Source organism: Clostridioides sp. ES-S-0048-02, assembly GCF_020658495.1.
Taxonomy (GTDB): Bacteria; Bacillota; Clostridia; order Peptostreptococcales; family Peptostreptococcaceae; genus Clostridioides.
Genome location: NZ_JACVWH010000006.1, coordinates 204,229 through 230,191, shown reverse-complemented (window position 1 = coordinate 230,191; position 25,963 = coordinate 204,229). Strand labels below are relative to the sequence as shown.

Sequence of the window (25,963 nt, the reverse complement as noted above, 5' to 3'; positions counted from 1 at the left end):
ACTTGCATGTGTTAGGCACGCCGCCAGCGTTCATCCTGAGCCAGGATCAAACTCTCAAATAAAAGTTTATCAGGCTCAGATACTATTGTTATCTAAATATCTGGCTTTATGGTTTGTTTCTTGTTTTTATAAATTAACCTACTGTTTAATTTTCAAAGTTCATTTTTCATGTTTGCCCTTTTCTTAAGGACAAGTAATACTATATCACCTTAAAAATAATTCGTCAACACTTTTTAAATTATTTTTTTGAGTTTTTTTAATTTCCATTGTCATATATTCCATCATAATGTAGTAATACCATAGTCTCAATCAATTTTAATATATTTATAATTTTTTATAAAAAATCACATTTGCTTATCTTAACTATTAATATTTTAAATATTTCTATATACAAATTCAACAGTTATAATAGAATTATCCCTATATAAATTGAAAAAATACAGTAGAAAATACAGACAATAAATAAGAATATAGAAATAAATGTAAATAAATATAATAATAAAAGAAGAAGTATTAATACAGTTAGAATAAACTTATCAATACTTCTTCTTTTATTATCTATCTTTTAATATTATAATCTATTCATTTTTAACTTACATATTATCTCATAGCTCTCATAGCATTTAGTACTGCAATAAGTGCTACCCCTACATCAGCAAATATAGCCTCCCACATAGTAGCTATTCCTCCAGCTCCTAATGCCATAACTATAACTTTTACACCTAGAGCAAATATTATATTTTGCCATACTATCTTATTAGTCTTATTTGCTATTTCAATGGCTTTAGATATTTTACTTGGTTCATCTGTCATAAGTACCACATCTGCTGCTTCAATAGCTGCATCTGAACCTAAACCTCCCATTGCTATACCAACATCCGCTCTGGCTAAAACTGGTGCATCATTTATTCCATCACCAACAAAAGCTATTTTTTCTTTTTCTGTTCTACCTTCATACAACTCTTCTAGTCTATCTACCTTTTCATTAGGAAGTAAATTAGAGTAAACTGTATCTAACTCCAACTCTTTAGCAATGTTTTTTGCTACTTTTTCATTATCTCCAGTTAACATTACAACTTTTTTTACTCCTATTGATTTTAAACTTCTTATGGCATTTTTACTATCTTCTTTTATCTCATCAGATATAACTATATAACCTCTATACATTTTATCAACAGCAATATACACTACTGTTCCAACTTCTTTAGCTGGTGAATAGAATATATTTTCCTTTTTCATAAGTTTCTCATTACCTGCCAATATAAGTTGACCATTGTATTTTACTCTGATTCCATAGGCTGCTATTTCCTCATAACTATCTATTGTATTTAAATCAATTTTTTTATTATAGTAGCTTAATATAGACTTTGCTATTGGGTGATTTGAATTTACTTCTGCAAGAGCTGCATATTGCAATAATTCTTCTTCTGATATTCCTACAGGATTTAACTTAGTTACATTAAATACACCCTTAGTAAGAGTTCCTGTTTTGTCAAACACTACTGTATCTACACTTCTTAAAGCCTCTAAGTAATTACTTCCCTTTATAAGTATTCCATTTTTAGATGCAAATCCAATCCCACTAAAGAAACTAAGTGGTATTGATAAAACTAATGCACAAGGACAAGAAACAACTAAGAATATCAACCCTCTGTATAGCCAATCACTAAATACTTCACCTGAAATAACAAGTGGTGGTACAAATGCTATCAATAAAGCAGCTATAACTACTACTGGAGTATAGTATCTTGAAAATTTAGATATAAAATTTTCTGTTTTTGATTTTTTAATGCTAGAATTTTCAACAAGGTCAAGTATCTTTGAAACTGTTGACTCTCCAAAGCTTTTTGTAACCTCAATAGTAAGTAAAGCATTCTTATTTATAACACCTGATAAAATTTCGTCTCCTTTTTCAACTTCTCTTAATACAGACTCACCTGTAAGTGCAGAAGTGTCTAACATAGATACTCCATCTACTACTACACCATCCAATGGCACTTTTTCACCAGGTTTTACTACTATTATATCACCTATATTTACTTCTTCTGGAGATACTACTTTCACTTCAGAGTTAACTTTTAGGTTTGCATAATCTGGTCTTATTTGCATAAGTGAAGTTATAGACTTTCTAGACTTTCCAACCGCAACACCTTGTAAATACTCTCCTACCTTATAGAAAAGCATAACTCCTACTGCTTCTGATAGTTCTCCTATTAATAATGCCCCTACTGTTGCTAGAGCCATTAAGAAGTTTTCATCAAATACTCTTCCTTTTGATATATTTCTTATTGCTCTTAAAAGTACATCTCCACCTACTATCACATAAGCAACTATAAATACTATATTGCTAAATTGACTTTCAAATCCTGTTGCTGTTTGATATATACCAAAAATATATACAAGAGCTCCTATTATAAGTGGAATTAATTCTTTTTTATTTGTATCGCTCACAGTTTCTGACTTTTCAACCGTTCTAGATTTTGTTTTGTCAGAAGACTCTACTTGTATATCAAGCCCTGGTTCTGTTGAGTCTATTATTTCTTTTATTTTATTTATAACAGCATCTTCTTCAAAAGTACTTATTATGTTTACTGTAAGTTTTTTATTTACAAAATTCAAATTAGAAGATTCAACCTCTTTTAGTTTAGAAACTTTGTTGTTAATCTCTTCTGCACAATGTGCACAATTTAACCCTCCTAATATAAGCTCCTTTTTAGCTGATGTTTTGTTGGCTATTGCATTGTCTTTAGAGCTTATTTGTATATTAAGTCCTGGTTCTGTTGAATCTATTATCTCTATTATCTTTTCTATAGTATTTTCTTCATCAAAACTATTTTCTATATTTACTGTAAGTTTTTTATTTATAAAATTTAGATTAGAAGACTTAACCTCTTGTAGCTTAGAAACTTTGTTGTTAATCTCTTCTGCACAATGCGCACAATTCAATCCTCCTAATACAAATTCCTTTTTAATTATATTATTTGCTTCCATATATATTCACTCCTCTCATTTATCATTTATAAGTCTCTCTAATATGATTTAATCCACAGTCAAATATTTGACTTATATGGCTATCATCTAATGAGTAATATACCGTCTTTCCTTCTCTTCTAAATTTTACTAACCTAGCCTGTTTTAATACTCTAAGTTGGTGAGATATTGCAGAGTGAGTCATATTTAATAAACTTGCTATATCACATACACACATTTCATTTGCAAATAATGCATATAATATCTTTACTCTAGTAGTATCTCCAAATACTTTAAATAATTCTGCTAAATCATATAACATTTCTTCATCTGGCATAGTTGACTTAGCTTCTGTTACTATTTCCTCATGTATTATATTACAATTACAATCATTTATCTCTTCTCTCATTATATAATCCTCCATTATTTTAATATATGAATAACTGTTCATATGTTCATTATATGCTATTATATCTAATTTCGCAACAATATTTTTTTATTTATTTAATAATAATTAGAATGCACATATTATGGAGTTTTTTAATATATATATTATTAGAATAAGTTTTTGTAAACTTTTTTATAGTTTTTCTAGGAGGTGCAAGTTTAATATGAGTAATAAGAAAAAAAAGAACTTAGATACTAGCTACATGCCTTACTTAGACCCTGCTAATTATGCAGATTATATTACTAATGAAGAAATTCCTCAAGATGAGTTGAGAAATGACCCACAAATCCCTAGTGGTTATACAAAAATACCTAATAATCAGAATATAAGTAACATTTATCCTAATAGCGTAAATAATTATCCTAAAAGTAGTAATTCTCCAAACAACTTGCCTAACACAAATAATACATCTGGAAATATGAACTACAACACATCTACTCCAAACAATATGCCTAACAACATGAACTATAATACATCTAATAATATGAACAATATGGGTGTACCCACTAATATGTCTGGTAACATGAATAACAATATGGGTATGCCTAACAACATGTCTGGTAACATGAATAATAATATGGGTATGCCTAACAGCATGTCTAGTAACATGAATAATAATATGGGTATGCCTAATAACATGTCTGGTAACATGAATAACAATATGGGTATGCCTAACAATATGTCTGGCAACATGAATAATATGGGGTATAATATGAATAACATGTCTGGCAACATGAATAATATGGGATATAATATGAATAACATGGGTATTCCTAACTTATCATGTAATCAAAATATGCCTCCTAATGTACTTATGATGATACCAGGTGTTATATGTCATAATACAATGAATGGTATGCCTGTAGTTATGCCTAGTAATATGCATTCTAACATGTATCCGACTCCTTATGGTTCTAGTAATATGTCTATACAAGGCATGCCACAAACTAATATTGAGGAGTTTGATGAGGAAGAAATGTAAAATATTTTTATTTTTTAAATAAATTGTATAAGACCTTAATAATTGAACATAATAGTAAATGTATTCCTCATAATATTCCCCCAATATTATTATAGGTATAAAATTTTGATTGAATATCCTTTTATTTAGTCAAAAAATATTAACATAATCTAATAAAATAAATGTAAATAAAAAATCAGATAAAATAAAATTTTATCTGATTTTTTATTTACATTTAACTTAGTACTTAAAAAATATCCCTACATATCACTATTTGTTTGATGTTTATGGAAGTAACCCACAAATCCTTGAATGGAGTAATCAATTACATCACTTATATCTTCATTAACTATACAAAAAAACATGCTGGCATTTTCTTCTCTTTTAGATTGTCAAGGATACATGGTCTACACTCTTTCTCATATTTTTTGGATTTATTTGGCAGTTCTCAACTTAAGTTTACTAACTCTATGTTATAATGACTCTAACAAGTCATTATCTTGTTTATAGTAGGCATTATTTTGAATAAAATATGTGTATTTTACTTTTCTGGAACTGGTATGATTCTAATATATTTACAAATAAATAAAAGCTAGTAATTCTATTATAACTATCATTCATGACTCTTTAAGATTATTTTATTTTCATTATAAAACTTCATTGCTTCATCATATAACAATCATAAAATATATCTTACTCCCTATATATCTAGTAATATGTTTAGATACGGTATGCTAAAAACCAATATTGGCAAATATTATAAAAAAAAGAAATAAAATATTTTTATATAAATTGTATAAAATTTTAATAATTGACCACAATAATAAATGTATTCCTCATAATATTCCCCCAATATTATAGAAATAAATTTAAGCGAGATTAAATTCAGTTAATCTCGCTTAAATAATGTCAAAAATCATATACTATTCCAAAAAATCATCAAAGTCTATTGAATCTGACTCTGCAAAATCGTATAAAGCATTTTGCTCAAAGAAAAATTTCTCTTCAAATTTAATATATTTGCTATAATTAGACTGACTTATTTCATTAATACAATTACAATCATTATCACTATAAGTCCCTATAAAAAACTTGTTTCCCATTAAGTAATATATAGCTTTCATATCATTATTTATTATATATACATTTTCTTTAACATGGTCATTATTAAAATTAAATCTAGTAAAAAATATACCTTCATTCATATTACTTTTTAATAAGAACGGATTTTCTTCATAAAATACTTTTGCAAATTCCTCAGGTGAACTTACGCTATATACACTTACAAATTCACTCTTAGAAATTTCATCAAAAACTTCAAAATCGTACATAGGCTCTTTATCTGTTACTAGCATAGAATTGATTTTAAAACCAGTATCATTACATTTACTTATACAAAAGGCTATTTTACATGTATAATACCCATCATTATCTTCATATAAAGCCTCACTAATATACCTACCTTGTCCTTTATTACTTACTGTATTTTTAAGTAATGTACCATTGATATTTGTAATATGCATATTTGCAATCTCTTCACTTCCTGAAAAGTATCTTAAGCTTTCTCTATCCCATGCTATAAACCTCATAGTCATATAGTTTATGAATTCAACTTCCTCATCAACTCTTTTACATATTTTATTATATAATTTTTCTATAGTTAAATCTGTTTTATAATTTTTTATAATGTCAATGTATTCACATTTATCTCCTGGCAATATCTTGTTATAACAAATATTCTTATTTCCAAAATAAGATACTAAAAACAGAGATTCCTCCTCTGTTAATCCAATTCTATCTGAGCCAAATCCACCCATTAATCTTTCTTCTTCCCTATAAGCTTCTTCTTGTGTTGGATTTTTTAAACTCACATAATCCGCCAGACCTAATCCTTCTGCATCCAATAAAAAATATTGACAAAAGTGATTGTTTTTATTGTCTATCCAATTTATTATAAGACCCAAGCTCCCCATAAGTCTAGAATTTGTAACCTTTGCAAAATTAAAATTCATACAATCACGTCCTTTAAAATTTAAAATCTTTGTTTTTTAATATATAAATTATTATACATATATTTTAACAACTTAGGTATAATTTATAATATAATATAAGGAAATGATTAATTGAGGTGGTTTTTATGAAAAATATAGCAGCTTTTTTTGATATAGATGGTACTCTTTATAGGGACTCTCTTATGGTTGAACATTTTAAGAAATTAATTAAATATGATATAATTGACCAAAAAAATTGGTATAAACACGCCAGAGATACATTTATGGATTGGGATAAAAGACAAGGCAACTATGATGATTACTTACTAGAAATATGTAATCTTTATGTTGACTCCTTAAAAGGCTTAGACAAAACTTGCATTAATTTTACAAGTGACCAAGTAATTAAATTAAAAGCAGATAGAGTTTATAAATACACACGTTCAAGAATAGATTGGCATTTAAATCAAGGTCACATAGTTATCTTTATTTCTGGCAGCCCTGGGTTTTTGGTTGAAAAAATGGCTAAAAAATACAATGTAACTGACTTCTTAGGAAGTGATTATGTATTTGAAGATGATATATTTACAGGAACAGTCATACCAATGTGGGATTCTATAAGTAAAAATAACGCTATAAATGATTTTGTTGTAAAATATGATTTAGACCTATCAAATTCGTACGCTTATGGAGATACTAATGGCGATATAAATATGCTAAAAAGAGTTGGAAATCCAATCGCAATAAATCCTACAAAAGAACTTTTGGCTCAAATATCACTTAATAAGGAAATTTCTAAAAATGTTGAAATAATAGTAGAAAGAAAAGACATTATCTATTCTTTATCTACAGATGTGAATATGGTAGATATTTAATTTATATTAGCTCTTTTAAAGACTTATACAACAAAAGTCTTATTATAATAAAGGATGTCATCATTGAAGTGATATCCTTTATTTTTATTCATATTATATATTTTAGTTCATAGATGGTAAGTATCTATTTCAAATATAAAAATTGTTATTGCTAAAACATTAAAAGTTTGTATAACAACATAAAAAGACTCTGATATAAAAATCAAAGCCTTTTTTATTAAATAAACTCATACATATGTTAATTTTATTTTTATATTTCAATGTCCCTTTGCAAATGTATTATTCATATAAAAATTAAAACCATTCTAAAGTAAAACATTAAGTCAGTTGTTATTTTTAAATAACATCTTTCTTAGTCTATTATTGTAATAATCTATAAAAGAACTATATACATAATCGTATATTATAAAGGCTACCTCAAATGAAGCTACTATAATAATATTTATTGGAATATAAACTATTGTCCTTAATATAAAGTACAATATAACTATCATTATATTTGCAAATACTACTTTCATAAAATACTCAATATATATTGACCTATCTTTTTCTATAAAATATTTAACAATACCATATATCCCAAAAGTAAGAGAATATACAATCCATTGAGATTTACTTGCCATTACTATAAATCCTAATGCTACAGAACCTATATAAAAAGCAATTCCACTTTTAAATCCCCATTCCATTATTACAATTGATACTAAAAGCGATGCTAACCCCATAATAAACAATGTATTTACAGGAATAATATTTGTAAGAGTTAACAGTATCACATTTAATGCTAATAAAACTCCTCCATAAGCAACTTTTATACTCATATTTATCATCCTAACAACAAGATATTAAATCTCCACCAAAACATTCACAACAGGAATCTAGACACCAAAGTTTAGCGCAGTTTTCACAACAATCATCACCTAGACAGCAACAACAGTCATCACAACAACAGCAACAACATCCATCTAAATCATTACGTCTTCTTCTATTATAATTATCAGCTCTATTGTTATATTCATTTCTATATTGTGTATAACTTCTAAGTGCATCATTGTATTCTTGATTTTCAGGCTCCATGAATTTTGCTCTCTTTAAGAAGTCTTCTCCTTCTTCATAATATCCAATATTCATCGCAGAAAAACCAGTTAGATAATACCACTCTGCACATTTGTCAGTTAATGTTTTTAAAAAATCATAGGCTTTTTTAAATTCACTATTTTCCATAAAAGCTCTTGCTCTCATAAAATTTTCATTATTATAAGTATTACTGTACATTCTTTCCACCTCTACTTTCTAATATATTCATGTATCTTAAATAAACTCCAGAATAAATTATATTTTCTATTATTCCAACGTTTTTATTTAGATTTAAATTATCAATTCCCCTAGCTAAAAAACCTAATGATGTTACAATTATTTTTTTTACTTTTTCTTTTAACTCATCATTTTTATCTATATATTCTATAAAAGGATTATATCTTCCTTTCTTAAAATCTTCATCTAAATCTTCATATGCATCTAGTAAATATATATATTTACCTATATTAAAGCCTATCATTCTTAGATTTCTCTCATTTTCATCTTTTTTATATGCAAATACTTCTCCCATTATATTTCCAAAGACATTAGACACTTCATCTATATTTATATTTTTGTCCTTTTCCAACTTATTTAATTCATTTAATTGTTGCTTTATATACTCAGCTTTTTCAGGATATTTCTCATAGGCTAAGTTTAATTTGTTTTTATATATATAATATGCTAATTTATCTTTTATGCGTTTATCATCCATTAAATTATCTTCCAATTTATAATACGTTAAAAGAACATTCATACTTGCTGCATATTCGGTAATATCATTTGTTATTATCTTTTTCTTCTTAAATGGACTGACTACACACACTTCTTCTGTACTTATAGACTCTGGCTTATATACTGAGGTTAATAGAATAATTAGAAATGTTATATCGTAGTTTAAAGAAAACCTTGAGATTTCTCCATGATTTCTTTTTAGATATTTACATAACCCACAATAATAAGCTTTGTAATGGTCATATTCTCTAAATGTTAAATCCATTTTGTTTATTTTAACATATCCAAACATAAATACTCCTTCTTGTACTACTTTTTATATAATAAATTATAATTTGTATTGTAACAATCTATATCTATAAATATCACATTTAACTCTTTTATATTCTCAATACTTCTTTATGGTTTATAAAAAGTATTGTGACTTACATAAATATTTACTTTGTTATCTATAAACTCATTATATTTATTTTCTAAATCATTTATTATATAGTACATTATGTAAGTTTTTACTCTTTTTTACTTACTAATGTTATATATCCTTTTGACTTACTATGTGTTATCTCTAAGTTACTTATATCATTTAACAGTAGTATATCCTTTGCATTTGAACAAGTCATTATTTCTCTATTTTTTATTAATTATTATTATATCATTAATAAAATTATAATTCATTGTTTAGAATTATTTTTCTGATGGTTTTTATGAGTCTTTACGAATACCTACTGCTCTTAATGGACCAAGTAACGACATTCTAGCAAGTATCAGTGCCATTTCATCAGGAGATTCTTTCATGTTTTTTTCAAGCCAATATTGAATTACACCTAAGTCCGCTGAAAGTATATATTGTATAAAATATTCTTCCGAAATTATTGCCTCATCTATGTTAAAATTTTTTAATTTTTGTTTCTCAAACAGATTGATTTCAATAAATTTTTTTATTTTTCTTTCAAAGGTAGGGTCACCTTTTGGACCTAAAATAGATTTAATAATTACTGAATTTTTTCTAAAATATTCAAAAAGCTTTACCATAAATGGAAGAGGTTCATTTGAGGCATCCATGTTCATCATGTTGACTGAATCAAGGTGCTTAGTCTCTTCTTCAATTTCCTGTATTATTTCATTTTCAATTTTCTCTAACAAGTCATACTTATCAACATAATGCAGGTAGAAGGTTCCTCTATTTATATCTGCCCTTTGAGTTAAGTCAGTAACTGATATATTGTTAAATCCTTTCTCATCTATTAACTCTGCTAATGCAGACCTAATCATTTTTTTAGTACGTATTGTTCTTCTATCAACAGATACTTTTTTCATGAATTATTTCCTCGTTCTATATAAATTTTTTTAATTTTAATTGACAATTTTATATTAAATGTTTATTACTTAACAATTTAAATATTATTGTTCATTGCATAAATCAATATACATATTATAATATACATATAGATTATTAATCAACAATGTGTTCATAAAAAATAGCAAATTGATTTGAAGTAAATGTTTAATATGACCTAAAATTTCGCCTTTATATGGATGCATTATGGGATATCTTAAGAATAGTATTAATGGAGGATAAAAATGAACAATTTAGATAAAAACAATGTTAATGAAGTTTTGGATATGCTATTAAGAACTCGAAGATCCATAAGAAGTTTTACAAAAGAAGTACCTTCAAAAGAACTGGTTGAAAAAATAATTGAAACTGGAAGACTTGCACCTTATGCAATACTTGCAGTAGCAAAACAAACAGATTTCAGACATTTCTTTGTTATCTCTAATAACAGTTTACAAATGGATAAAATAAAAACTATTCTTGTTGATGTTATTAAAACTCAAATATCAACCCATGAGAAGAAGGCTGAGAACGACATCGCTCTACAATCCTTCATTACTTCTTTAAAGATGCAAGTTAAAAAAGGGGTTCTTGGTGTAGGGTCAACACCTTATCTTATTATTGTGGCAGAACGTCGTGGAATACCAGCCATAGAACAAAAGTCATTATCTCATGTTATGCAGAATATGTGGCTTAAAGCAACTGCTTTAGGATTAGGTTTTGAACTTGTTAGTGTAATAGGAAGATTAAGTAATAATAAAGATTTTTGCGATATTTTAGGAGTACCAACAGATGAATATGGCTTTGATGCCTGTACAATCGGTTTCCCTACAACATCTGTAATTAAGGAAGGCAGAGCCATTCCTCATCCATCAATAAAATGGATATAATAAATAATATTGAAAACCAAATATTTATAAACTATTCTTACATATTTTTAATAATAGATTACATGCTGTTTCTCAGAGGAATCTATAATTTAACTGAGCCTAAGATAATCAAATTAATTACAAACAAAGAATAAATATAATAAAAGGACTTATAAATTATAAGTCCTTTTATTGAGCCTGAAATTAAATTCTTTTCCTTCAACCCTGGTAAATAACTTTCCTGTATTTCTTTTAAAGTATATGTATACCATCATAATCAATTATTTTTACTTTTGTTTGTGTCTTAGAATTAATCGTTCCTATGGCTCTCAATATATATTTATACTAATTCATACAATTCAATCTTACTTACATTAAGTTAATTTTTAAATAATTGGAGTATATTCAAAACTGCCTAAAGTATCTTTTAATTCCTTTTTTGCTTTATCTACAATAGATTCATCAAGCATTACATCATTTATTGAACATGCTATAGATTTTGATGCTAACAACATCGCTTTAAATCCCATGTCAGAACCTGCACTAGCGCAAGATTGCCATGTATGAGCAGAAATACCAATAGGCCAAACTGAACAAGAACATTGTGCTGTGGGAGTTATGTAACTAACATCTCCAATATCTAATGATAGTGATATACAGTTATTATGAGTAAAGGTATCATCTGTAACTTCATCATGTAGATTCATCTTAGTAATTTCCTTGTTTCCACTTAATACACTAGACACACTAATTCTTTTATCTATAGAAACTGTTTCAACTAATTTTTTTGCAAAATAGTAGTCATCTTCATCATACTTTTGTACTCCTATCAATTTCATGTTTTTTGATAAAACATCTGTTAATATTGTATTTGGAATATAGTCATATACTCCACTTACAATATTATATTCCATACTAGTACCAGTCATCAATGCTGCTCCTTTTGCTATATCAACAATTCTGTCAAATACATCTCTTACATGCTCCATTTTAACTCCTCTTATGTAATACCATACTTCTGCAAAGTCTGGAACTATGTTTGGCATTTTTCCACCATTAGTAGTTACATAATGAACTCTACAGCTATCAAATATATGCTCTCTTAAATAGTTACAGCCTATGTTCATAAGTTCCACTGCATCAAGTGCACTTCTTCCGTTATAAGGAGCTTGTGCTGCATGTGCGCTAACACCCTTGTATCTAAACTTTACAGAATAATTAGCAAGAGTTGGAATTCTTATTGGAGTGTTTATATCAAATGGATGCCAACTAAATGCACAATCAATTCCATTAAAGAAACCTTTTTTTATCATTAATACTTTTCCTGACAAATCTTCTTCTGCTGGACATACATAATATTTTATAGTTCCTTTCAATTTTTTTAGTTTGATTAGTTCCTTTATTGCAATTACAACTCCTATTGAACCCGTACCAAGTAAATTATGTCCACAACCATGACCCGCACCACCATCTGAAATAGGTTCTTTTGTAATGGATACTTTTTGAGACAAACCATCTAATGCATCATATTCACCTAAAACTGCTATAACTGGCTTACTTTCTCCATAGCTAGCTACAAATGCTGTATCCATATCCTCTAATTCATCTACACTAAAATCATGTTTTTTTAAATATTCTTTTTGTAAGTTTGAAGCATAATATTCTTTATATTGAAGTTCTGGATTTTTCCATATTTTATCTGATATATCTCTTAACTCTCCTTGTATTTTATCTATATAATCCATTATAAATTTTTTATTTGAATCATTTATATTAACCATATTCTCCTCCATAAGACTAATAATTATATTATTTGATTATATAAAATAATTATTTTTTAAATAGCTTCTATATTATAATCATTTTATATAAGAAAACCTCTTGACTTGTAAATTACACTTTATCAAGTAAGAGGTCTTTTAAATTTATAAAATTTTTAGCATGTTAACCAATCAAGCATATTAACCCATAATTTATTATAATATTTCCAATCAGTAAATTCTCTTGGACCCCAATGAGGTGCACAATCAGAACTAAAGATAGCAGATTTTCCTTTTCCAAATTCGCCAACAGCTACAAATGGGTCTCCTCCAATAGTCGCTAGCACAGGACAATTATCTTTAGCTATTGTCTTATTATATCCTAAAAACTGTGGCCATTCCTTTGGTATATCTTTTAAAACTGGATGTTCAGAATCAACAACGACTGGAGTTATTCCTGCTGGTTTTTCAACCCTATCATCTTTATCTATCATTGTTATTGGCAATACATCTTTGATAGCAGTTTCTCCAAATCTAGCTTTTGCATCTATACCTGTAAATGACATATATCCACCTACCATGATTAATGCTCCACCGCTATTTACATACTCTTTAACTAACTCAAGTCTATCTGGTTTACTATTACAATCTATAAATGTACTATTAGATAATAAGAATGTATTAGAACCTATATCAGATAATATTATACAATCATACTCATTTAACTCTTCCAATTTATATGGAAAACTGTCTGCTGCTACATGTGCAGGCATATGAACTGCTTCATATCCTCCAGACTCTACTGCTTCTTTTAACCATTTTACTGCTTCTTCATAATGTGTTGTAACAAATGTGTCAAATCCCTTTATATGAGTTATATTTTTTACCCACGATTCCCCTACTATTAATACTTTTTTCATCTATATATTCCTCCTACTTTTATAAGTTTAATATTAGACTGGCATACATAAGTATACTGTCTAAATACTCTTGAATTTCAACATACTCATCTATTGAATGACATTGTTCTATTGAACCTGGCCCTAATATTAGTGTTGGGATTTTAGCTAAGTTTTTCATCAGTCTTGCATCATTTCCAGCCGTTGACCCCTTTATATTTAGCTTTCTTTCTAAGGTTTCTTCTAATATCTTTTGAGTATTAACTATAAATTCAGATTGCTTGTCCATCTCAAAACCTAATCCTGATTGATATATATTTATCTCTGGTTTATTATCTTTAAGCCACAAATCTCCATCAGCTCTTGTCATTATAACCTTAGTTATATCTTCCACAACTTGCTCATAACTCATTGTATTTGGCAAGAAATGTACACATAAATTAAATACACATTTATCTGGTACAGTAGAGCCTGCTGTTCCACCATTTATTACGCCTAGATTTATTGTAGGTGGAGGTAATAAAGCATGTTTATATCTCATAAGCCAATTATGTTCTAACTCTTTTATATCTTGGAGTAATAACATTGCCTTTTCTATAGCATTTACACCTTCCCACTTACTTCCACAGTGGAGAGATACACCTTTAACTTCAACCTCAAAGAATACAAATCCCATATGTGCAATTATTATGTCTTTCTCTGATGGTTCACAAATTACACAGTAATCTCCATCAATTCCATTCATAACTGCATTTATAGTTCCATTTCCTCCGCCTTCTTCATCTACCACTGACATTACCTTTATATTGCCAGGTATATTTAAGCCACTATCTTTTATAAGTTTTACAGCTAATATTGAAGCTATTAGACCAGATTTCATATCTGCAGTTCCAAGTCCATAAAGCTTCCCTTTATCTTCTGTAGCACAATATGGATTATATCTCCATTTTTTTATATCACCAGGTGGCATAGTATCTACATGACCATTAAAAACTATTGTCTTTCCAGGCAAATTATCACTGTACTCACATATTAAATTATATCTATCATCATAATTGTGACCTAGATTACCTTCTTTATATATGTCTTTTGCCTTTTTAATTAAATCTTCGCTCATTTCTTGCCTATTTACACTAAAACCTATGGAATTTGCAAGTTTTTCAATATATTCTTGACCTTCCTTTTCAAATCCACCTAGTATTCCATGACCTACATCTTCGGTTTTGATACTTACAAGCTTTTTTAAATAGTCTATATATTCTTTTTTATTGCTATTTAATGTATCTAAGAGAATTTTTTTCATATTTCCTCCCAAGATTTATTTTCACATTTAAGATTTCAAAGTTAATATCCTCTGCTTAAATTACAATGTTTCTTTTTATTTAATACCTATCCTTTTTATTTAGCATCTATGCAAAACTAATAATTCTTATAACTTACTAGTTAAGTAATATTTATTATTTTACTTTAGCTGATTTTTTTAATTTTATGTTATTTATCCATATAGCAAATAACATTACCAAACCTTTTATAATCATCTGATTATATGAAGATACACTCAATAGGTTTAATCCATTTCCTAATATTCCTATTATTCCAACACCTATACATGTACCTACTATAGAACCAGAACCACCCATCATATTAGTACCTCCAAGCACAACTGCTGCTATAGCATCCAATTCGGCTCCATCTCCAACAGTTGGTGAACCTGATGCTAAACGTGAAGATAATATTATTCCAGCTAAAGCTGTTAATAATCCAGCTAAGGCATATACTTTAACTATAACTTTATTTACTTTTACTCCACATAGTCTAGCTGCTTCTTCATTCCCACCTACAGCATGTACATGGCGTCCAAAATCAGTTCTTTTTAAGAGAAAATGTCCTGCTATTACGACTATAATCATAATTATAACTGGTATTGGTATTGGTCCAACATATCCTCTACCAAGCATCTTAAATGCATCTGTGTTTACTGATATAGGTCTCCCTCCTGTAAACACAAAGCTTGCTCCACTTATTATTGTCAACATAGCTAAAGTTACGATAAATGGTGGTAATTTTTGTGTCGAAATAATTGCACCTTTTATGATACCTAGTATTGTTCCAATTGCTAATGCCAGTAACATACCAACCCATACAGGTGCATTGTAATTCACTACTGTTGTAGCCCAAAATGTACCTACTAAAGCAATTACTGCTCCTACACTTAAGTCTATTCCTCCTGTAATTATTACAAAAGTCATCCCTACTGCAAGAATTGCATTTATTGATATTTGTCTTCCAACATTAATTAAATTATCTAAAGTTAAAAAATTAGATGAAGCTACGCTCATTATTATAAAAATTATTACAAGTCCTATAGCTGCACTCCCCTGGTCTTTAAATACACTTGTTAATTTTGATAATAATGGAGATGAAGCATTTTCTTTATGCTTAGTTATTGAACTCATTAATTTTACCTCCAAAAGCCAATTTTAATACATTATTTTCAACCATTTCTTCACCTTCTAAAAAGCCACTTATATGGCCCTCTCTCATAACCATTATCCTGTCACTCATTGATATCAACTCTGGTATCTCTGAATATATCATTATGATACTTACGCCATCCTCTACCAAGTCACCCATTAGATTGTATATCTCTGCTTTAGCATTTACATCTATACCTCTAGTCGGTTCATCCATAATTAATATGTCTGGTTGTAATAAAAGCCATCTGGCTATTATAGCTTTTTGTTGGTTACCACCACTTAAGCTCTGTATAACCTGATTCATATGTGGAGTCTTTATTTTTAAAGCTTCTATGTATTTTTCTAAAACTTCTTTTTCTTTTTTTCTATCTATAACTGATTTAAATTTAGATACTTTCTTTAATCCTGCCATAGTTGTATTTTCTTTGACACTCATCTGTAAAAATAATCCAGTGCCTTTTCTATCTTCTGTTATCAAACCTAAACCATTTTCAATTGCATCCGATGGTGTTTTAAATTTAATTTCTTTATTATTTAAATATATTTTCCCAGAACTATATGTTCTAAGTCCAAATACAGCCTCTACGATTTCACTTCTCTTGCTTCCAACTAATCCACCTATTCCTAAAATTTCTCCTTTTCTTATATTAAAGCTGACATTATTAAAAACATTGTTTTTAGTTAGATTTTCTACCCTCATAATTTCTTCTTTGATTTCTACCTTTCTTTTAGGGAAAAATTGGTCTAATTTTCTATCTATCATTAAATTAACTAATTCTTCCTCAGATGATACTTCTTTGGTATTCAAAGTCGAAATCGTTTTCCCATCTCGCATTATAGTTATTCTGTCACAAATCTCAAAAAGTTCTTCCATTCTATGAGAAATATATATTATACTAACTCCACTACTCTTTAAATCATTTATAAGTCTAAAAAGTATCTCAGTTTCTTTTTTACTTATTGAAGATGTTGGCTCATCCATTATCAATACCTTAGTTTCTGATGATAAAACTCTTGCTATTTCAACCATTTGCTTTTGAGCTATACTAAGTTCTTTGACTAAGCTACTTGGATTTATATCTATTCCCATATTGTCAAAAATCTTTTTAGATTCTTCATTCATTTTTTTATCATTAGTTAAGACCTTGCTATTTATTTCTTTTCCCATAAAAATATTTTGTGCTACTGTCAATTCATCAAATACTGTTAATTCTTGATATATGGCATTTATACCTATTTTTTTAGAAATATCTGGTGATATATTTTCTATCTCTTTTCCTTCAAAAATAAATTTACCAGCAGTCTTTGCATGTGCACCAGTTAAAATCTTTATCATTGTTGATTTACCAGCACCATTTTCACCCAGTAGTGCATGAACTTCGCCATGAAATAACTCAAAATTAACATTATCCAACGCCCTAACTCCAGGAAATTCCTTAGCAATATTACTTAACTTTAGAATTATATTACTCATAATGACACTCCTTTTTAGATAGGATTTCTTTTAAATAATCTTATTTTTTATTAATTCTTAAAGTCTTTTATATTTTCTTTATCATAAAGTAAGGCTGGTACTGGTATATTTTTCTCTACCTTTTCACCTTTTATAGCCTTTACTACTGCTTCTACTGCCAAACGTCCCATTTCTTTAGGTTGTTGCTGAATCATAGCAAGAACAGTTCCATCTGTTATTCCAGTTGCTGCTTCATCAGTTAAATCAAATCCTACAATCTTAACATCCTTATTTTTTGCAGATTCAAGTGCAGCTTTAGCTCCTAATACACTATTTTCAGCTGTTGCATATATTATATCTACATTTGGATTAGATTGAATTAAGTTTTCTACAGTATTAAGAGATTCTTCTCTATCATATCCTGGTTGTGAGTTTAATATTTTAACATTAGCTGAACCTTTTAATGCTTCTTTAAACCCATCTATTCTTTGCATTTGTATTTGAGATTTTAAATCTGTTACTATTGCAATTTCTGATTTTCCACCTAAGTTTTCATCTATATACTTTTTAGTGTATTCGCCTAATTTTTTACCAGCATCGTAACTAACTGTTCCAACATAACTTGTAATATTTTCAGTATTTAATACAGCATCTACTGTAACTACAGGCATTTTTTCAAATGCTCCCTCTACAGCTGGTACTATAGCTGAATTATCTGTTCCAAGTACTATCATTCCATCTACATCCTGTTGTATAAAATCTTCTATAGCTGATGTTTGCTTAGCTACATCTTGGTCTGGGTCATTTACTATGACTTTTACACCTAGTTCTTTAGCTTTTTCTTTTATCCCTTCATCAATGTCTATAAAAAATTGATGTTGAAGAGTTATTGTAGATACCCCTATAGTTAAATCTTTCTTAGCTGAATTATCCTTCTTTTCTGATTTACCTGGTCCATCCATTGAACATCCTGTTAACATTCCTACTGCTAGTGTTGCAACAATTCCTAAAGATAAAATTTTTCTCATAATTACCCTCCATTTTTAATAGTTTTAGATTTGAACAATTTTAATTTTTATTTATTAATATCTAAATATTTTTCAACATCTTCCCTATAAGGCATTCCAGATTGAGCACCTAATTTTGTTACAGATAGTCCTGACACTACTACAGCATACCCTACTGCTGTATATAAGTCTTTGCCTTCTGTTATCGCTACTGACAATGCTCCATTAAAAGTATCACCTGCCCCTGTAGTATCTTGAACATCAACATTTATACAAGACACATGTTTTACTTCTTTACCATCATAAAATCTAGCTCCATTTTTGCCTTCTGTTACTACAAGTTTATTTGGATGTTTTTTTAATACCTCTTCTATACTTTCCTCTGTGTCAAAAACTATCTTATATTCATGTTCATTTGGTGTTAAATAGGTTACTTTTTCTATTATATCTTCATCTAATCTTATTGCTGGTGCTGGATTTAATAAAACCTTTATATTATTTTCAAAACAGAAATTTACTACATATTTTATTGTTTCTAGTGGAATCTCTAACTGTAGTAATACTATATCTGCATTCTTTATCTCTTCTTCATTCTTTTTAATTAAGTTTATATCTACTAGTTCATTTGTTCCTGGCACAACAACAATACTATTATCATTTTCACATAGTGTTATGACAGCAACACCAGAACTTTTTTGATTATTTCTAGCTATCAAATTATAATCAACTTTATTCTCTTTAAAATTTCGTATCAATTCTTCGCCTAAGCTATCTTCCCCTATACAAGATATCATTTTTACATTTGCACCTAACTTAGATGCTGAAACTGCTTGGTTAGCACCTTTTCCCCCAGGTGATGTAAAAAAGCTATTACCTAGTATTGTTTCTCCTTTTTCTGGTCTTTTATCTACAGAACATACCATGTCCATATTTACACTTCCTATGACAACTATGTTTCCCATTACGTTACTCCTTTACATATCTATTTATGCTTTTCATGCTGTTAATTACTTTCTTTAGTTGAAGCTCTTATCACTAGTTCTGCCTTAAAAATTAATTCATCAAAGGATTCTTTCTTATCTCCTCTTAAACAATTTATTAATATTTCACTGGCTTTATATCCTATATCATAAGATGGTTGTCGTACTGTTGTAAGTGGAGGACTTATTAAACTAGAAGTTTGAATATCATCAAATCCCACAACGCTTACATCGTTTGGTATATTTAATCCTCTTTCTTGAAGACCTCTGATAACACCTATTGCAATTAAATCATTTGCACAAAATATCGCATTAAAATCTATCACTTCTAATTTTTTTATAAATTCTTGCCCCCATTCAATCTTATATTTTCCTTCAAATACATAATTAGAATTGTAATCTAAATTACACTCAGTTAAAGCTTTTTTATATCCTTCTAATCTATCTATTGCTATTTCATTTTGAAGTGGACCACTCAAGTATATTATTTTCTTATTTCCAATATCTAATAAATGTTTTGTAGCTATATATGCACCCTCAAAGTTATTTATTTTAACTATGCCTTTTAAGGTTTCTTTATTCATACTTATTTTCTTATCGATTAATACTGTTGGTATTTTTATATCTTTGTAATTTGCCTCTTTCCAGTTTGTATTTGATGATGCTGCAAATATAATTCCATCTATCATTCTTTCTGATAATGTTCTTATCCCTTCATATTCCTTTTTGGCATCTTCATCTGTATTACATAAAATTATATTATAACCTTCCTCATTAGCTTTATCTTCCACACCTCTTGATACATCTGTGAAAAATGGATTTCGTATATCTGGTATAAGAAGTCCTATTGTATTTGTTCTTTTAGTTACTAAACTTTGTGCTAATTTATTTGGAACATAATTTTTTTCCTTCATTATTTTTAAAATCTTTTCTCTTGTTGCTTGACTTATATTTTCATCTTTATTATTAATGACTTTTGATACAGTTGTTTTGGAAACACCAGCCAATTCGCCAATCTCTTTTATAGTTATACTCAAGAAGTTCACCCCCACAATTTAGGAAACCGTTTTACTTAACCGGTTACCTAGATACTATCATATCTTTTTTCGCTTTGCAACTACTTTATACAAATTTTGTTATTTTTCATAATATTGCAATTTATAAATTCAAATTTAATATTTATATTAATATACAAAAAAAAATTAATATACTTTTATAATTATTTAAAAGTACATTAATTAATTTAAGTAATCTTTATTAAAGTTCAAGTCCTTGTTCTATAATCATTTTTTTATCATTTTCAATTCCATTTCCTACAGTTGTTAAATAATCACCTACAATTGCAGAATTTACACCACCATTAAATCCAATTTTGTCATACCCTTTTAAAGATAGCCTTCCACCAGCATATCTTATGTATACATTAGGAATTATAAATCTAAATACTGCTGTTGTTTTTAATATTTCCATAGGCTCTAATACATCATAATTTTCCATAGGAGTATTCTTAATAGGGTTTAAAATATTTATTGGAATTGATTTGGTATTTAATTCTCGTATTTCAAAAGCCATTTGTAGTCTTTGTTCTTTACTTTCATTCATCCCAATTATTCCACCTACACATACATCTAATCCAGCCCTTTTAGCTTCTTTAATTGTTCTTATTCTGTCTTGATAAGTATGTGTTGTACATATATTATCAAAATTATCTTTAGATGTCTCGACATTATGATGATATGTAGTCACACCTACTAATTTTAGCTTTTTAGCTTGCTCATAATCTATAATTCCTAGAGATGCACATAATTTTAAATTAGTATTTTCTCTTAATCCTTCATAGATATTTAAAATATCATTAAACTCTTTTCCTGTCATACCTTTACCACTTGCAACTAAAGAGAATCTATGTACTCCTTTACTTTCCATTTCTTTGGCTCTCTTTAAAATCTCATTGTACTCGAGCAATGAATATTCATCTACCCCAGTTTTATAATGGGATGATTGTGCACAAAATTTGCAGTCTTCACTACATTTGCCAGACTTAGCATTCATTATTGTACATAAATCCACTCTTCTTCCCATAAAAGCTTCTCTTATTTCATTTGCAGATTTTAATAATATACCAAAAATATTTTTGTTATTTGTATCAAGGCTTATTAAATTAAGAGCTTCTTCATAATTTATTTCTTTTCCATCCAAGACTTTATTTTTTAATTTAATTATGTATTTTTCCATATACCCTCCTATTCGTCAACCTATACCCTTTATATAGTTTACTTATTATATATAGTATTACATAGGCAATAATTATTGGTCAACCTTATTTTGCATATAAGTTTACTATTAAACAAAAAAAATACTGCCTCAAAATAGTATTCATATAATATATTATACATATCACTATTAAAGCAGTATTTTTTATTAAATATTATCCTTATTAACTTACAAAACCATCCTTGTCTTAACTCCATCCAAGCTTTCTATTGTAACAACCTCTAAACCTTCATACTCTCTAAATAGCCATTTTAAATCCTTCATAGCTTGATTAACCTGACTTTTTGTTAGATTATTTATAAAATATTCTTTTCTAGTTTCCTCATACTCTTTGCTAGTTAAAAAGTTTCTTAGAAAATTAAATGCAAATACACTTGGAATATTGTTTACATTAGCTTTCTTGCTATTTTCTTTCTCATAGTAAATTTTCATAAATGCATACTCCTTTGATACTTTTAAATTTCTCTTACAATAATTATATGCATTTAAGTCCTACTATTCTTATAATTTTATTAATTCATATTCTTTATTTCCCATTCCCATTTCACATGCATAGTCTATTATTCTAGTTCCATTTACATGAGGATGCTCATGTTTAAACACATCATGACCCATTTCCTTACAAACCAAATCATAGCATGCTTGTTCAATCGCTACTGGGTCTGTTGATGCTAATATTCCTATATCATGTGCAATCGGTCTACCTGACCAAGGCACACAATCACAAAGTGGAGTCACATTCATAACAAAAGTTATATATCCTACCTTATCTTTTTTGTTTGATACTGCTCCATAAGCGTATTCTGCCATCTTTTCAACAAATACATCTGAGTCACTTTCCCATTGTATAGTTACTGCTCTAGTTGGACAGACAGTTGGACATTCTCCACATCCATAACACACATCAGAATCTATAATTGCCTTCTTATCTACTATACTTATAGCTTTTGTAGGACAAGAATTAACACATTTTCCACATCCTACACACTTCTTCTCTTTTACTACTGGCGTAACATCAGAATGTTGCATTTGCTTTCCTGCTGCACTTGCACACCCCATAGCTAAATTTTTTAATGCTCCTCCAAAACCTGCTGCTTCATGACCTTTAAAATGACTCATTACTATCATTGCAGAAGAATTATAAATTTCGCCACCTATTTTCACACTTTCAAAATGTTTTTTATCTATTTGTACATTTTCATAATTTCTACTGTACAATCCATCTGCAATTATTACTGGCGCATTTACCACTGCATAGGCAAAACCATTTTCTATAGCTGTTGTAAGATGGTCTACAGAATTTGTTCTACTCCCTGTATATAATGTATTTGTATCTGTTAAAAATGGCTTTCCTTCACAATCTTTAATCTTATCAACCACTTGTCTAACTGCTACAGGACTCATATATGTAGTATTTCCTTTTTCTCCAAAGTGAAGTTTGATTGCTACTTGGTCATTCTTTTCTATTAAATCTTTGAATCCTGCTGTATCAAATAATCTTTTTACATTGTTTGGCACATTTTTATTTTGCGAATTTGAGTATAAGTCACAAAAATATACTTTTGACTTTTCCATATCTACACCCCTTTAAAATATTTACTTGAATTAATTTTATCACTTTTAAAGTAATTTTTTAGTATATTTTACCACAATTAAAGATTCTTATCTTTATTTAATAAAAACAATATTATTTTAACTCCTTACTACATTTTTTAATTCTTTATTAGTTTAGGCTCTATATACTATAGCATATCTTAAATAACTGATAATCACTAGATTATAATCTATCTCCTTTTTTATTTTTAAACAATTCCTTAAGCTAATAATTTAATTATTATAAAATATAATGAGTACGACTAAAACAAAAAAAGACTTGAAACTTAAGTTCAAGTCTTTTTTACTTAGATATATTCTTATATATTACTAAGTATATTTTTACACAATACAGTGCTATTTACATTTATAATAAAGATATCATTAAACTGGTTTTTTATTAAATAAAATAACAGCTGATAACAGACACACTATTGAAATAATGATTGTTACAATGATTGGAATAATAAATTCTGGAGCCGTCACTTTCCCTGAAATCAAATCTATATTTTTTGATAATATGAAATTAGGTGTATAAGGTGCAACCTGTTTAGGAATAGAAATTAAACTCAAAACAAGAGTTACTACTAATACAAGTAATACACTTGCAAATGCTGGTCTAAATAGTACACATCCAAGAATTAATATAGTAATATACATAATACCAATTATCCATAAGTTAAATGCTGAAAATACAACATGATTAAGATTTGCAGTTGGCCAAAAATACATTGTATAACCATAAGTACATAAAAAGCTCAGCCAGAAACCAATGGTCATAATAATTACTGTAATAGAAAATTTAGACAATACTACAGACGAACGTGACAATCCTTTAGTCAACATAATGACAAGTGTCCCTTTAGAATATTCGTTTGATAAAATATTACAAAAAATAATTAGAGTTAAACTCATTCCAAGACCAGAAATATTGCCAGAAAACTGTGTCCAAGAATCTAAAGCAGTTGGTAGAGAAGTAACTTTTAAAGTTGGGGCAAAATGAGCAATCAAGTCTGGCATAAATTTAGCAGAAAGAGGACTCATTATTCCAAATATTAAAAATAAAATAATCAAACTAAATAATTTATAATTTCTTACGTTCTCTACAAATTCTTTTTTTGTAAATGCTATGTATTCTCTCACTTTACTACCTCCAAAAATAAATTTTCAAGTGACAATTCTATTAATTCCATCTTTATTGGACAAAGATTCATTTCTGCAAGTGTAGATATGGCTGTTTGTTGTATTGATTTTATATCTTTACCATGGAAAATAATTTCCATATTAGTCTCTTCTGAATCTTTAAGTAAGGATTTAATGCTACTACTAGACTTAAATGCTTGGATTTCATCATTACTTGAAAACTCCAATAAAAGTCTATCTTTTCCGTGCATACTTTTTATTTCTGAAAGTGTACCACTAAGAGCAATGCTTCCGTTATTTAATATAGCTACATGGTCACAAATTCTTTCAACATCAGACAGTATATGTGTTGAAAATATTACAGTTGTTGAGTCTTTGATTTTAAACATAATATCTAATATTTCTTTTCTCCCAACAGGGTCAAGTGCGCTTGTTGGTTCATCACAAATAAGTAATTTAGGGCGTGAAAGTAATGCTTGAGCTATCCCAAGACGTTGCTTCATTCCACGAGAAAATCCACCTATTCGTTTCTTTTCATTTCCAAGTCCCACAAGTGTCAACAACTCTTCACTTCTTAACTTTATTTCTTGTTTTGAAAGCCCTGTGATTTCTCCACAAAGAGAAAGATATTCAAGTGGTCTCATATAGTTATAAAACTCTGGAACATCAGGTAGATAACCTACATGGCGATTAGAACTTGTTCTTCCATAAGTCACCTTCTCACCAAAAACATTTATAGTTCCACTATCTGCTTCAAGTAACCCAAGCACCATTTTCATTGTTGTAGTCTTGCCTGCACCATTCTTACCTACAAATCCAAATACTGACCCTTCTGGTACAGTAAGATTTAGCTTATCTATTATCTTTCGATTACCAAAACTTTTTGATAACCCATTTATTGAAACAATATTCATCATTCATCACCTCTTCCTATAGTGAAATATAAAATTGGACCTATTATACTTATAAATAGCACTAAAATAATCCATATTGCCTTATTACCAATTTTATAATTTGGATGTTTTATTATATGAATAAGTACAGTAATTACAAGTATTAAATTTAAAATAATAACAGGAAGTAAAAGTGGTAGATATTCCATTAAATTTTCCATA

The 25,963-nt window shown here is 28.4% G+C and carries 25 protein-coding genes and 1 rRNA gene; 3 read left to right on the top strand and 23 right to left on the bottom strand.

Features of this window, described 5'->3' with window-relative positions; genetic code table 11:
• The 3 genes from IC173_RS10825 to IC173_RS10815 form a co-directional block, all read right to left on the bottom strand.
• Positions 1-62 (bottom strand): 16S ribosomal RNA (locus tag IC173_RS10825); the annotation flags it as partial.
• A gap of 538 nt (positions 63-600) precedes the next feature.
• Positions 601-2,991: a heavy metal translocating P-type ATPase gene (locus tag IC173_RS10820; protein ID WP_227855518.1), complete on the bottom strand. Its 2,391-nt coding sequence runs from the start codon at positions 2,989-2,991 to the stop codon at positions 601-603.
• 22 nt (positions 2,992-3,013) lie between these two features.
• The gene (locus IC173_RS10815) at positions 3,014-3,379 is read right to left on the bottom strand and encodes an ArsR/SmtB family transcription factor (RefSeq protein WP_003421083.1); all 366 of its coding nucleotides are present in this window, start codon (positions 3,377-3,379) and stop codon (positions 3,014-3,016) included.
• Between the two features lie 202 nt (positions 3,380-3,581).
• On the opposite strand from IC173_RS10815, the gene IC173_RS10810 reads away from it, so the two are divergent.
• On the top strand, positions 3,582-4,400 hold the full coding sequence (locus tag IC173_RS10810; RefSeq protein ID WP_227855517.1) for a hypothetical protein: 819 nt from the start codon (positions 3,582-3,584) through the stop codon (positions 4,398-4,400).
• A 328-nt stretch (positions 4,401-4,728) separates the two neighbouring features.
• Here IC173_RS10810 and IC173_RS20990 read toward each other — a convergent pair whose 3' ends face one another.
• Both IC173_RS20990 and IC173_RS10800 read right to left on the bottom strand, forming a co-directional pair.
• Positions 4,729-4,824, bottom strand: coding sequence for a DUF6485 family protein (locus IC173_RS20990; protein WP_227855519.1), 96 nt, complete (start codon positions 4,822-4,824; stop codon positions 4,729-4,731).
• A 478-nt stretch (positions 4,825-5,302) separates the two neighbouring features.
• On the bottom strand, positions 5,303-6,391 hold the full coding sequence (locus IC173_RS10800; RefSeq protein WP_227434726.1) for a hypothetical protein: 1,089 nt from the start codon (positions 6,389-6,391) through the stop codon (positions 5,303-5,305).
• 125 nt (positions 6,392-6,516) lie between these two features.
• On the opposite strand from IC173_RS10800, the gene IC173_RS10795 reads away from it, so the two are divergent.
• Positions 6,517-7,245 carry an HAD family hydrolase gene (locus IC173_RS10795; RefSeq protein WP_227434725.1) on the top strand — a complete coding sequence of 243 codons (729 nt, stop codon included), beginning with the start codon at positions 6,517-6,519 and terminating at the stop codon, positions 7,243-7,245.
• Between the two features lie 323 nt (positions 7,246-7,568).
• Here IC173_RS10795 and IC173_RS10790 read toward each other — a convergent pair whose 3' ends face one another.
• The 4 genes from IC173_RS10790 to IC173_RS10775 all read right to left on the bottom strand — a co-directional run bounded on the left by IC173_RS10790 (position 7,569) and on the right by IC173_RS10775 (position 10,374).
• Entirely contained in the window at positions 7,569-8,066 is a 498-nt protein-coding gene (locus tag IC173_RS10790) for a hypothetical protein (protein WP_227831388.1), read from the bottom strand.
• A gap of 10 nt (positions 8,067-8,076) precedes the next feature.
• The gene (locus IC173_RS10785; RefSeq protein ID WP_227434723.1) at positions 8,077-8,520 is read right to left on the bottom strand and encodes a hypothetical protein; all 444 of its coding nucleotides are present in this window, start codon (positions 8,518-8,520) and stop codon (positions 8,077-8,079) included.
• A complete protein-coding gene (locus tag IC173_RS10780) occupies positions 8,510-9,349 on the bottom strand; it encodes a DUF5685 family protein (protein WP_227434722.1) in 840 nt (279 codons plus the stop codon). The genes IC173_RS10785 and IC173_RS10780 overlap by 11 nt, the downstream gene beginning before the upstream one ends.
• 410 nt (positions 9,350-9,759) lie before the next feature.
• Complete coding sequence (locus IC173_RS10775) at positions 9,760-10,374, bottom strand: TetR/AcrR family transcriptional regulator (RefSeq protein ID WP_227434721.1); 615 nt, start codon at positions 10,372-10,374, stop codon at positions 9,760-9,762.
• 264 nt (positions 10,375-10,638) lie between these two features.
• Here IC173_RS10775 and IC173_RS10770 point away from each other — a divergent pair, with 264 nt between their 5' ends.
• A complete protein-coding gene (locus IC173_RS10770) occupies positions 10,639-11,283 on the top strand; it encodes a nitroreductase family protein (RefSeq protein WP_227855516.1) in 645 nt (214 codons plus the stop codon).
• Positions 11,284-11,648: 365 nt separating this feature from the next.
• On the opposite strand, the gene IC173_RS10765 is transcribed toward IC173_RS10770, so the two are convergent.
• The 14 genes from IC173_RS10765 to IC173_RS10700 form a co-directional block, all read right to left on the bottom strand.
• Positions 11,649-13,034: a M20 family metallopeptidase gene (locus tag IC173_RS10765; RefSeq protein WP_413927549.1), complete on the bottom strand. Its 1,386-nt coding sequence runs from the start codon at positions 13,032-13,034 to the stop codon at positions 11,649-11,651.
• Between the two features lie 164 nt (positions 13,035-13,198).
• A complete protein-coding gene (locus tag IC173_RS10760) occupies positions 13,199-13,942 on the bottom strand; it encodes a glutamine amidotransferase (protein ID WP_227434718.1) in 744 nt (247 codons plus the stop codon).
• Positions 13,943-13,961: 19 nt separating this feature from the next.
• A complete protein-coding gene (locus IC173_RS10755; RefSeq protein WP_227836503.1) occupies positions 13,962-15,224 on the bottom strand; it encodes a M20 family metallopeptidase in 1,263 nt (420 codons plus the stop codon).
• 154 nt (positions 15,225-15,378) lie between these two features.
• A complete protein-coding gene (locus tag IC173_RS10750) occupies positions 15,379-16,377 on the bottom strand; it encodes an ABC transporter permease (protein ID WP_227434716.1) in 999 nt (332 codons plus the stop codon).
• Positions 16,361-17,872, bottom strand: a complete 1,512-nt coding sequence (locus IC173_RS10745) for a sugar ABC transporter ATP-binding protein (protein ID WP_227855514.1) — start codon at positions 17,870-17,872, stop codon at positions 16,361-16,363. The genes IC173_RS10750 and IC173_RS10745 overlap by 17 nt, the downstream gene beginning before the upstream one ends.
• A 50-nt stretch (positions 17,873-17,922) precedes the next feature.
• Entirely contained in the window at positions 17,923-18,879 is a 957-nt protein-coding gene (locus IC173_RS10740) for a substrate-binding domain-containing protein (RefSeq protein WP_227434714.1), read from the bottom strand.
• Positions 18,880-18,926: 47 nt separating this feature from the next.
• Positions 18,927-19,820, bottom strand: a complete 894-nt coding sequence (rbsK, locus tag IC173_RS10735; protein WP_227855513.1) for a ribokinase — start codon at positions 19,818-19,820, stop codon at positions 18,927-18,929.
• A gap of 41 nt (positions 19,821-19,861) precedes the next feature.
• Complete coding sequence (locus IC173_RS10730; RefSeq protein WP_227434712.1) at positions 19,862-20,884, bottom strand: LacI family DNA-binding transcriptional regulator; 1,023 nt, start codon at positions 20,882-20,884, stop codon at positions 19,862-19,864.
• Positions 20,885-21,095: 211 nt separating this feature from the next.
• Entirely contained in the window at positions 21,096-22,073 is a 978-nt protein-coding gene (gene bioB, locus IC173_RS10725) for a biotin synthase BioB (protein ID WP_227855512.1), read from the bottom strand.
• A gap of 207 nt (positions 22,074-22,280) precedes the next feature.
• Complete coding sequence (locus IC173_RS10720; protein ID WP_227831395.1) at positions 22,281-22,544, bottom strand: hypothetical protein; 264 nt, start codon at positions 22,542-22,544, stop codon at positions 22,281-22,283.
• Positions 22,545-22,613: 69 nt separating this feature from the next.
• Positions 22,614-23,687, bottom strand: coding sequence for a DUF362 domain-containing protein (locus tag IC173_RS10715; protein ID WP_227824802.1), 1,074 nt, complete (start codon positions 23,685-23,687; stop codon positions 22,614-22,616).
• Between the two features lie 402 nt (positions 23,688-24,089).
• A complete protein-coding gene (locus IC173_RS10710) occupies positions 24,090-24,848 on the bottom strand; it encodes an ABC transporter permease (RefSeq protein WP_227855511.1) in 759 nt (252 codons plus the stop codon).
• Positions 24,845-25,765 (bottom strand): ABC transporter ATP-binding protein, encoded by a 921-nt coding sequence (locus IC173_RS10705; protein WP_413926951.1) that lies wholly within the window; start codon positions 25,763-25,765, stop codon positions 24,845-24,847. Before IC173_RS10705 ends, IC173_RS10710 begins: the two co-directional genes overlap by 4 nt.
• Positions 25,762-25,962, bottom strand: a complete 201-nt coding sequence (locus IC173_RS10700) for a PLD nuclease N-terminal domain-containing protein (RefSeq protein WP_227855510.1) — start codon at positions 25,960-25,962, stop codon at positions 25,762-25,764. Before IC173_RS10700 ends, IC173_RS10705 begins: the two co-directional genes overlap by 4 nt.
• Between the last annotated feature and the right edge of the window lies 1 nt (position 25,963).

Excerpts from the sequence above, each read along its gene's own strand:
- IC173_RS10795 (WP_227434725.1), top strand. The coding sequence starts at position 6,517 with ATGAAAAATATAGCAGCTTTTTTTGATATAGATGGTACTCTTTATAGG.
- IC173_RS10760 (WP_227434718.1), bottom strand. The coding sequence starts at position 13,942 with ATGAAAAAAGTATTAATAGTAGGGGAATCGTGGGTAAAAAATATAACT.
- IC173_RS10780 (WP_227434722.1), bottom strand. The coding sequence starts at position 9,349 with ATGTTTGGATATGTTAAAATAAACAAAATGGATTTAACATTTAGAGAA.
- rbsK (WP_227855513.1), bottom strand. The coding sequence starts at position 19,820 with ATGGGAAACATAGTTGTCATAGGAAGTGTAAATATGGACATGGTATGT.
- IC173_RS10810 (WP_227855517.1), top strand. The coding sequence starts at position 3,582 with ATGAGTAATAAGAAAAAAAAGAACTTAGATACTAGCTACATGCCTTAC.
- IC173_RS10815 (WP_003421083.1), bottom strand. The coding sequence starts at position 3,379 with ATGAGAGAAGAGATAAATGATTGTAATTGTAATATAATACATGAGGAA.
- IC173_RS10800 (WP_227434726.1), bottom strand. The coding sequence starts at position 6,391 with ATGAATTTTAATTTTGCAAAGGTTACAAATTCTAGACTTATGGGGAGC.
- IC173_RS10740 (WP_227434714.1), bottom strand. The coding sequence starts at position 18,879 with ATGAGAAAAATTTTATCTTTAGGAATTGTTGCAACACTAGCAGTAGGA.
- IC173_RS10755 (WP_227836503.1), bottom strand. The coding sequence starts at position 15,224 with ATGAAAAAAATTCTCTTAGATACATTAAATAGCAATAAAAAAGAATAT.
- IC173_RS10705 (WP_413926951.1), bottom strand. The coding sequence starts at position 25,765 with ATGATGAATATTGTTTCAATAAATGGGTTATCAAAAAGTTTTGGTAAT.
- IC173_RS10770 (WP_227855516.1), top strand. The coding sequence starts at position 10,639 with ATGAACAATTTAGATAAAAACAATGTTAATGAAGTTTTGGATATGCTA.
- IC173_RS10720 (WP_227831395.1), bottom strand. The coding sequence starts at position 22,544 with ATGAAAATTTACTATGAGAAAGAAAATAGCAAGAAAGCTAATGTAAAC.
- IC173_RS10820 (WP_227855518.1), bottom strand. The coding sequence starts at position 2,991 with ATGGAAGCAAATAATATAATTAAAAAGGAATTTGTATTAGGAGGATTG.
- IC173_RS10790 (WP_227831388.1), bottom strand. The coding sequence starts at position 8,066 with ATGAGTATAAAAGTTGCTTATGGAGGAGTTTTATTAGCATTAAATGTG.
- IC173_RS10715 (WP_227824802.1), bottom strand. The coding sequence starts at position 23,687 with ATGGAAAAGTCAAAAGTATATTTTTGTGACTTATACTCAAATTCGCAA.
- IC173_RS10750 (WP_227434716.1), bottom strand. The coding sequence starts at position 16,377 with ATGAGTTCAATAACTAAGCATAAAGAAAATGCTTCATCTCCATTATTA.
- IC173_RS10745 (WP_227855514.1), bottom strand. The coding sequence starts at position 17,872 with ATGAGTAATATAATTCTAAAGTTAAGTAATATTGCTAAGGAATTTCCT.
- bioB (WP_227855512.1), bottom strand. The coding sequence starts at position 22,073 with ATGGAAAAATACATAATTAAATTAAAAAATAAAGTCTTGGATGGAAAA.
- IC173_RS10700 (WP_227855510.1), bottom strand. The coding sequence starts at position 25,962 with ATGGAAAATTTAATGGAATATCTACCACTTTTACTTCCTGTTATTATT.
- IC173_RS10775 (WP_227434721.1), bottom strand. The coding sequence starts at position 10,374 with ATGAAAAAAGTATCTGTTGATAGAAGAACAATACGTACTAAAAAAATG.
- IC173_RS10785 (WP_227434723.1), bottom strand. The coding sequence starts at position 8,520 with ATGTACAGTAATACTTATAATAATGAAAATTTTATGAGAGCAAGAGCT.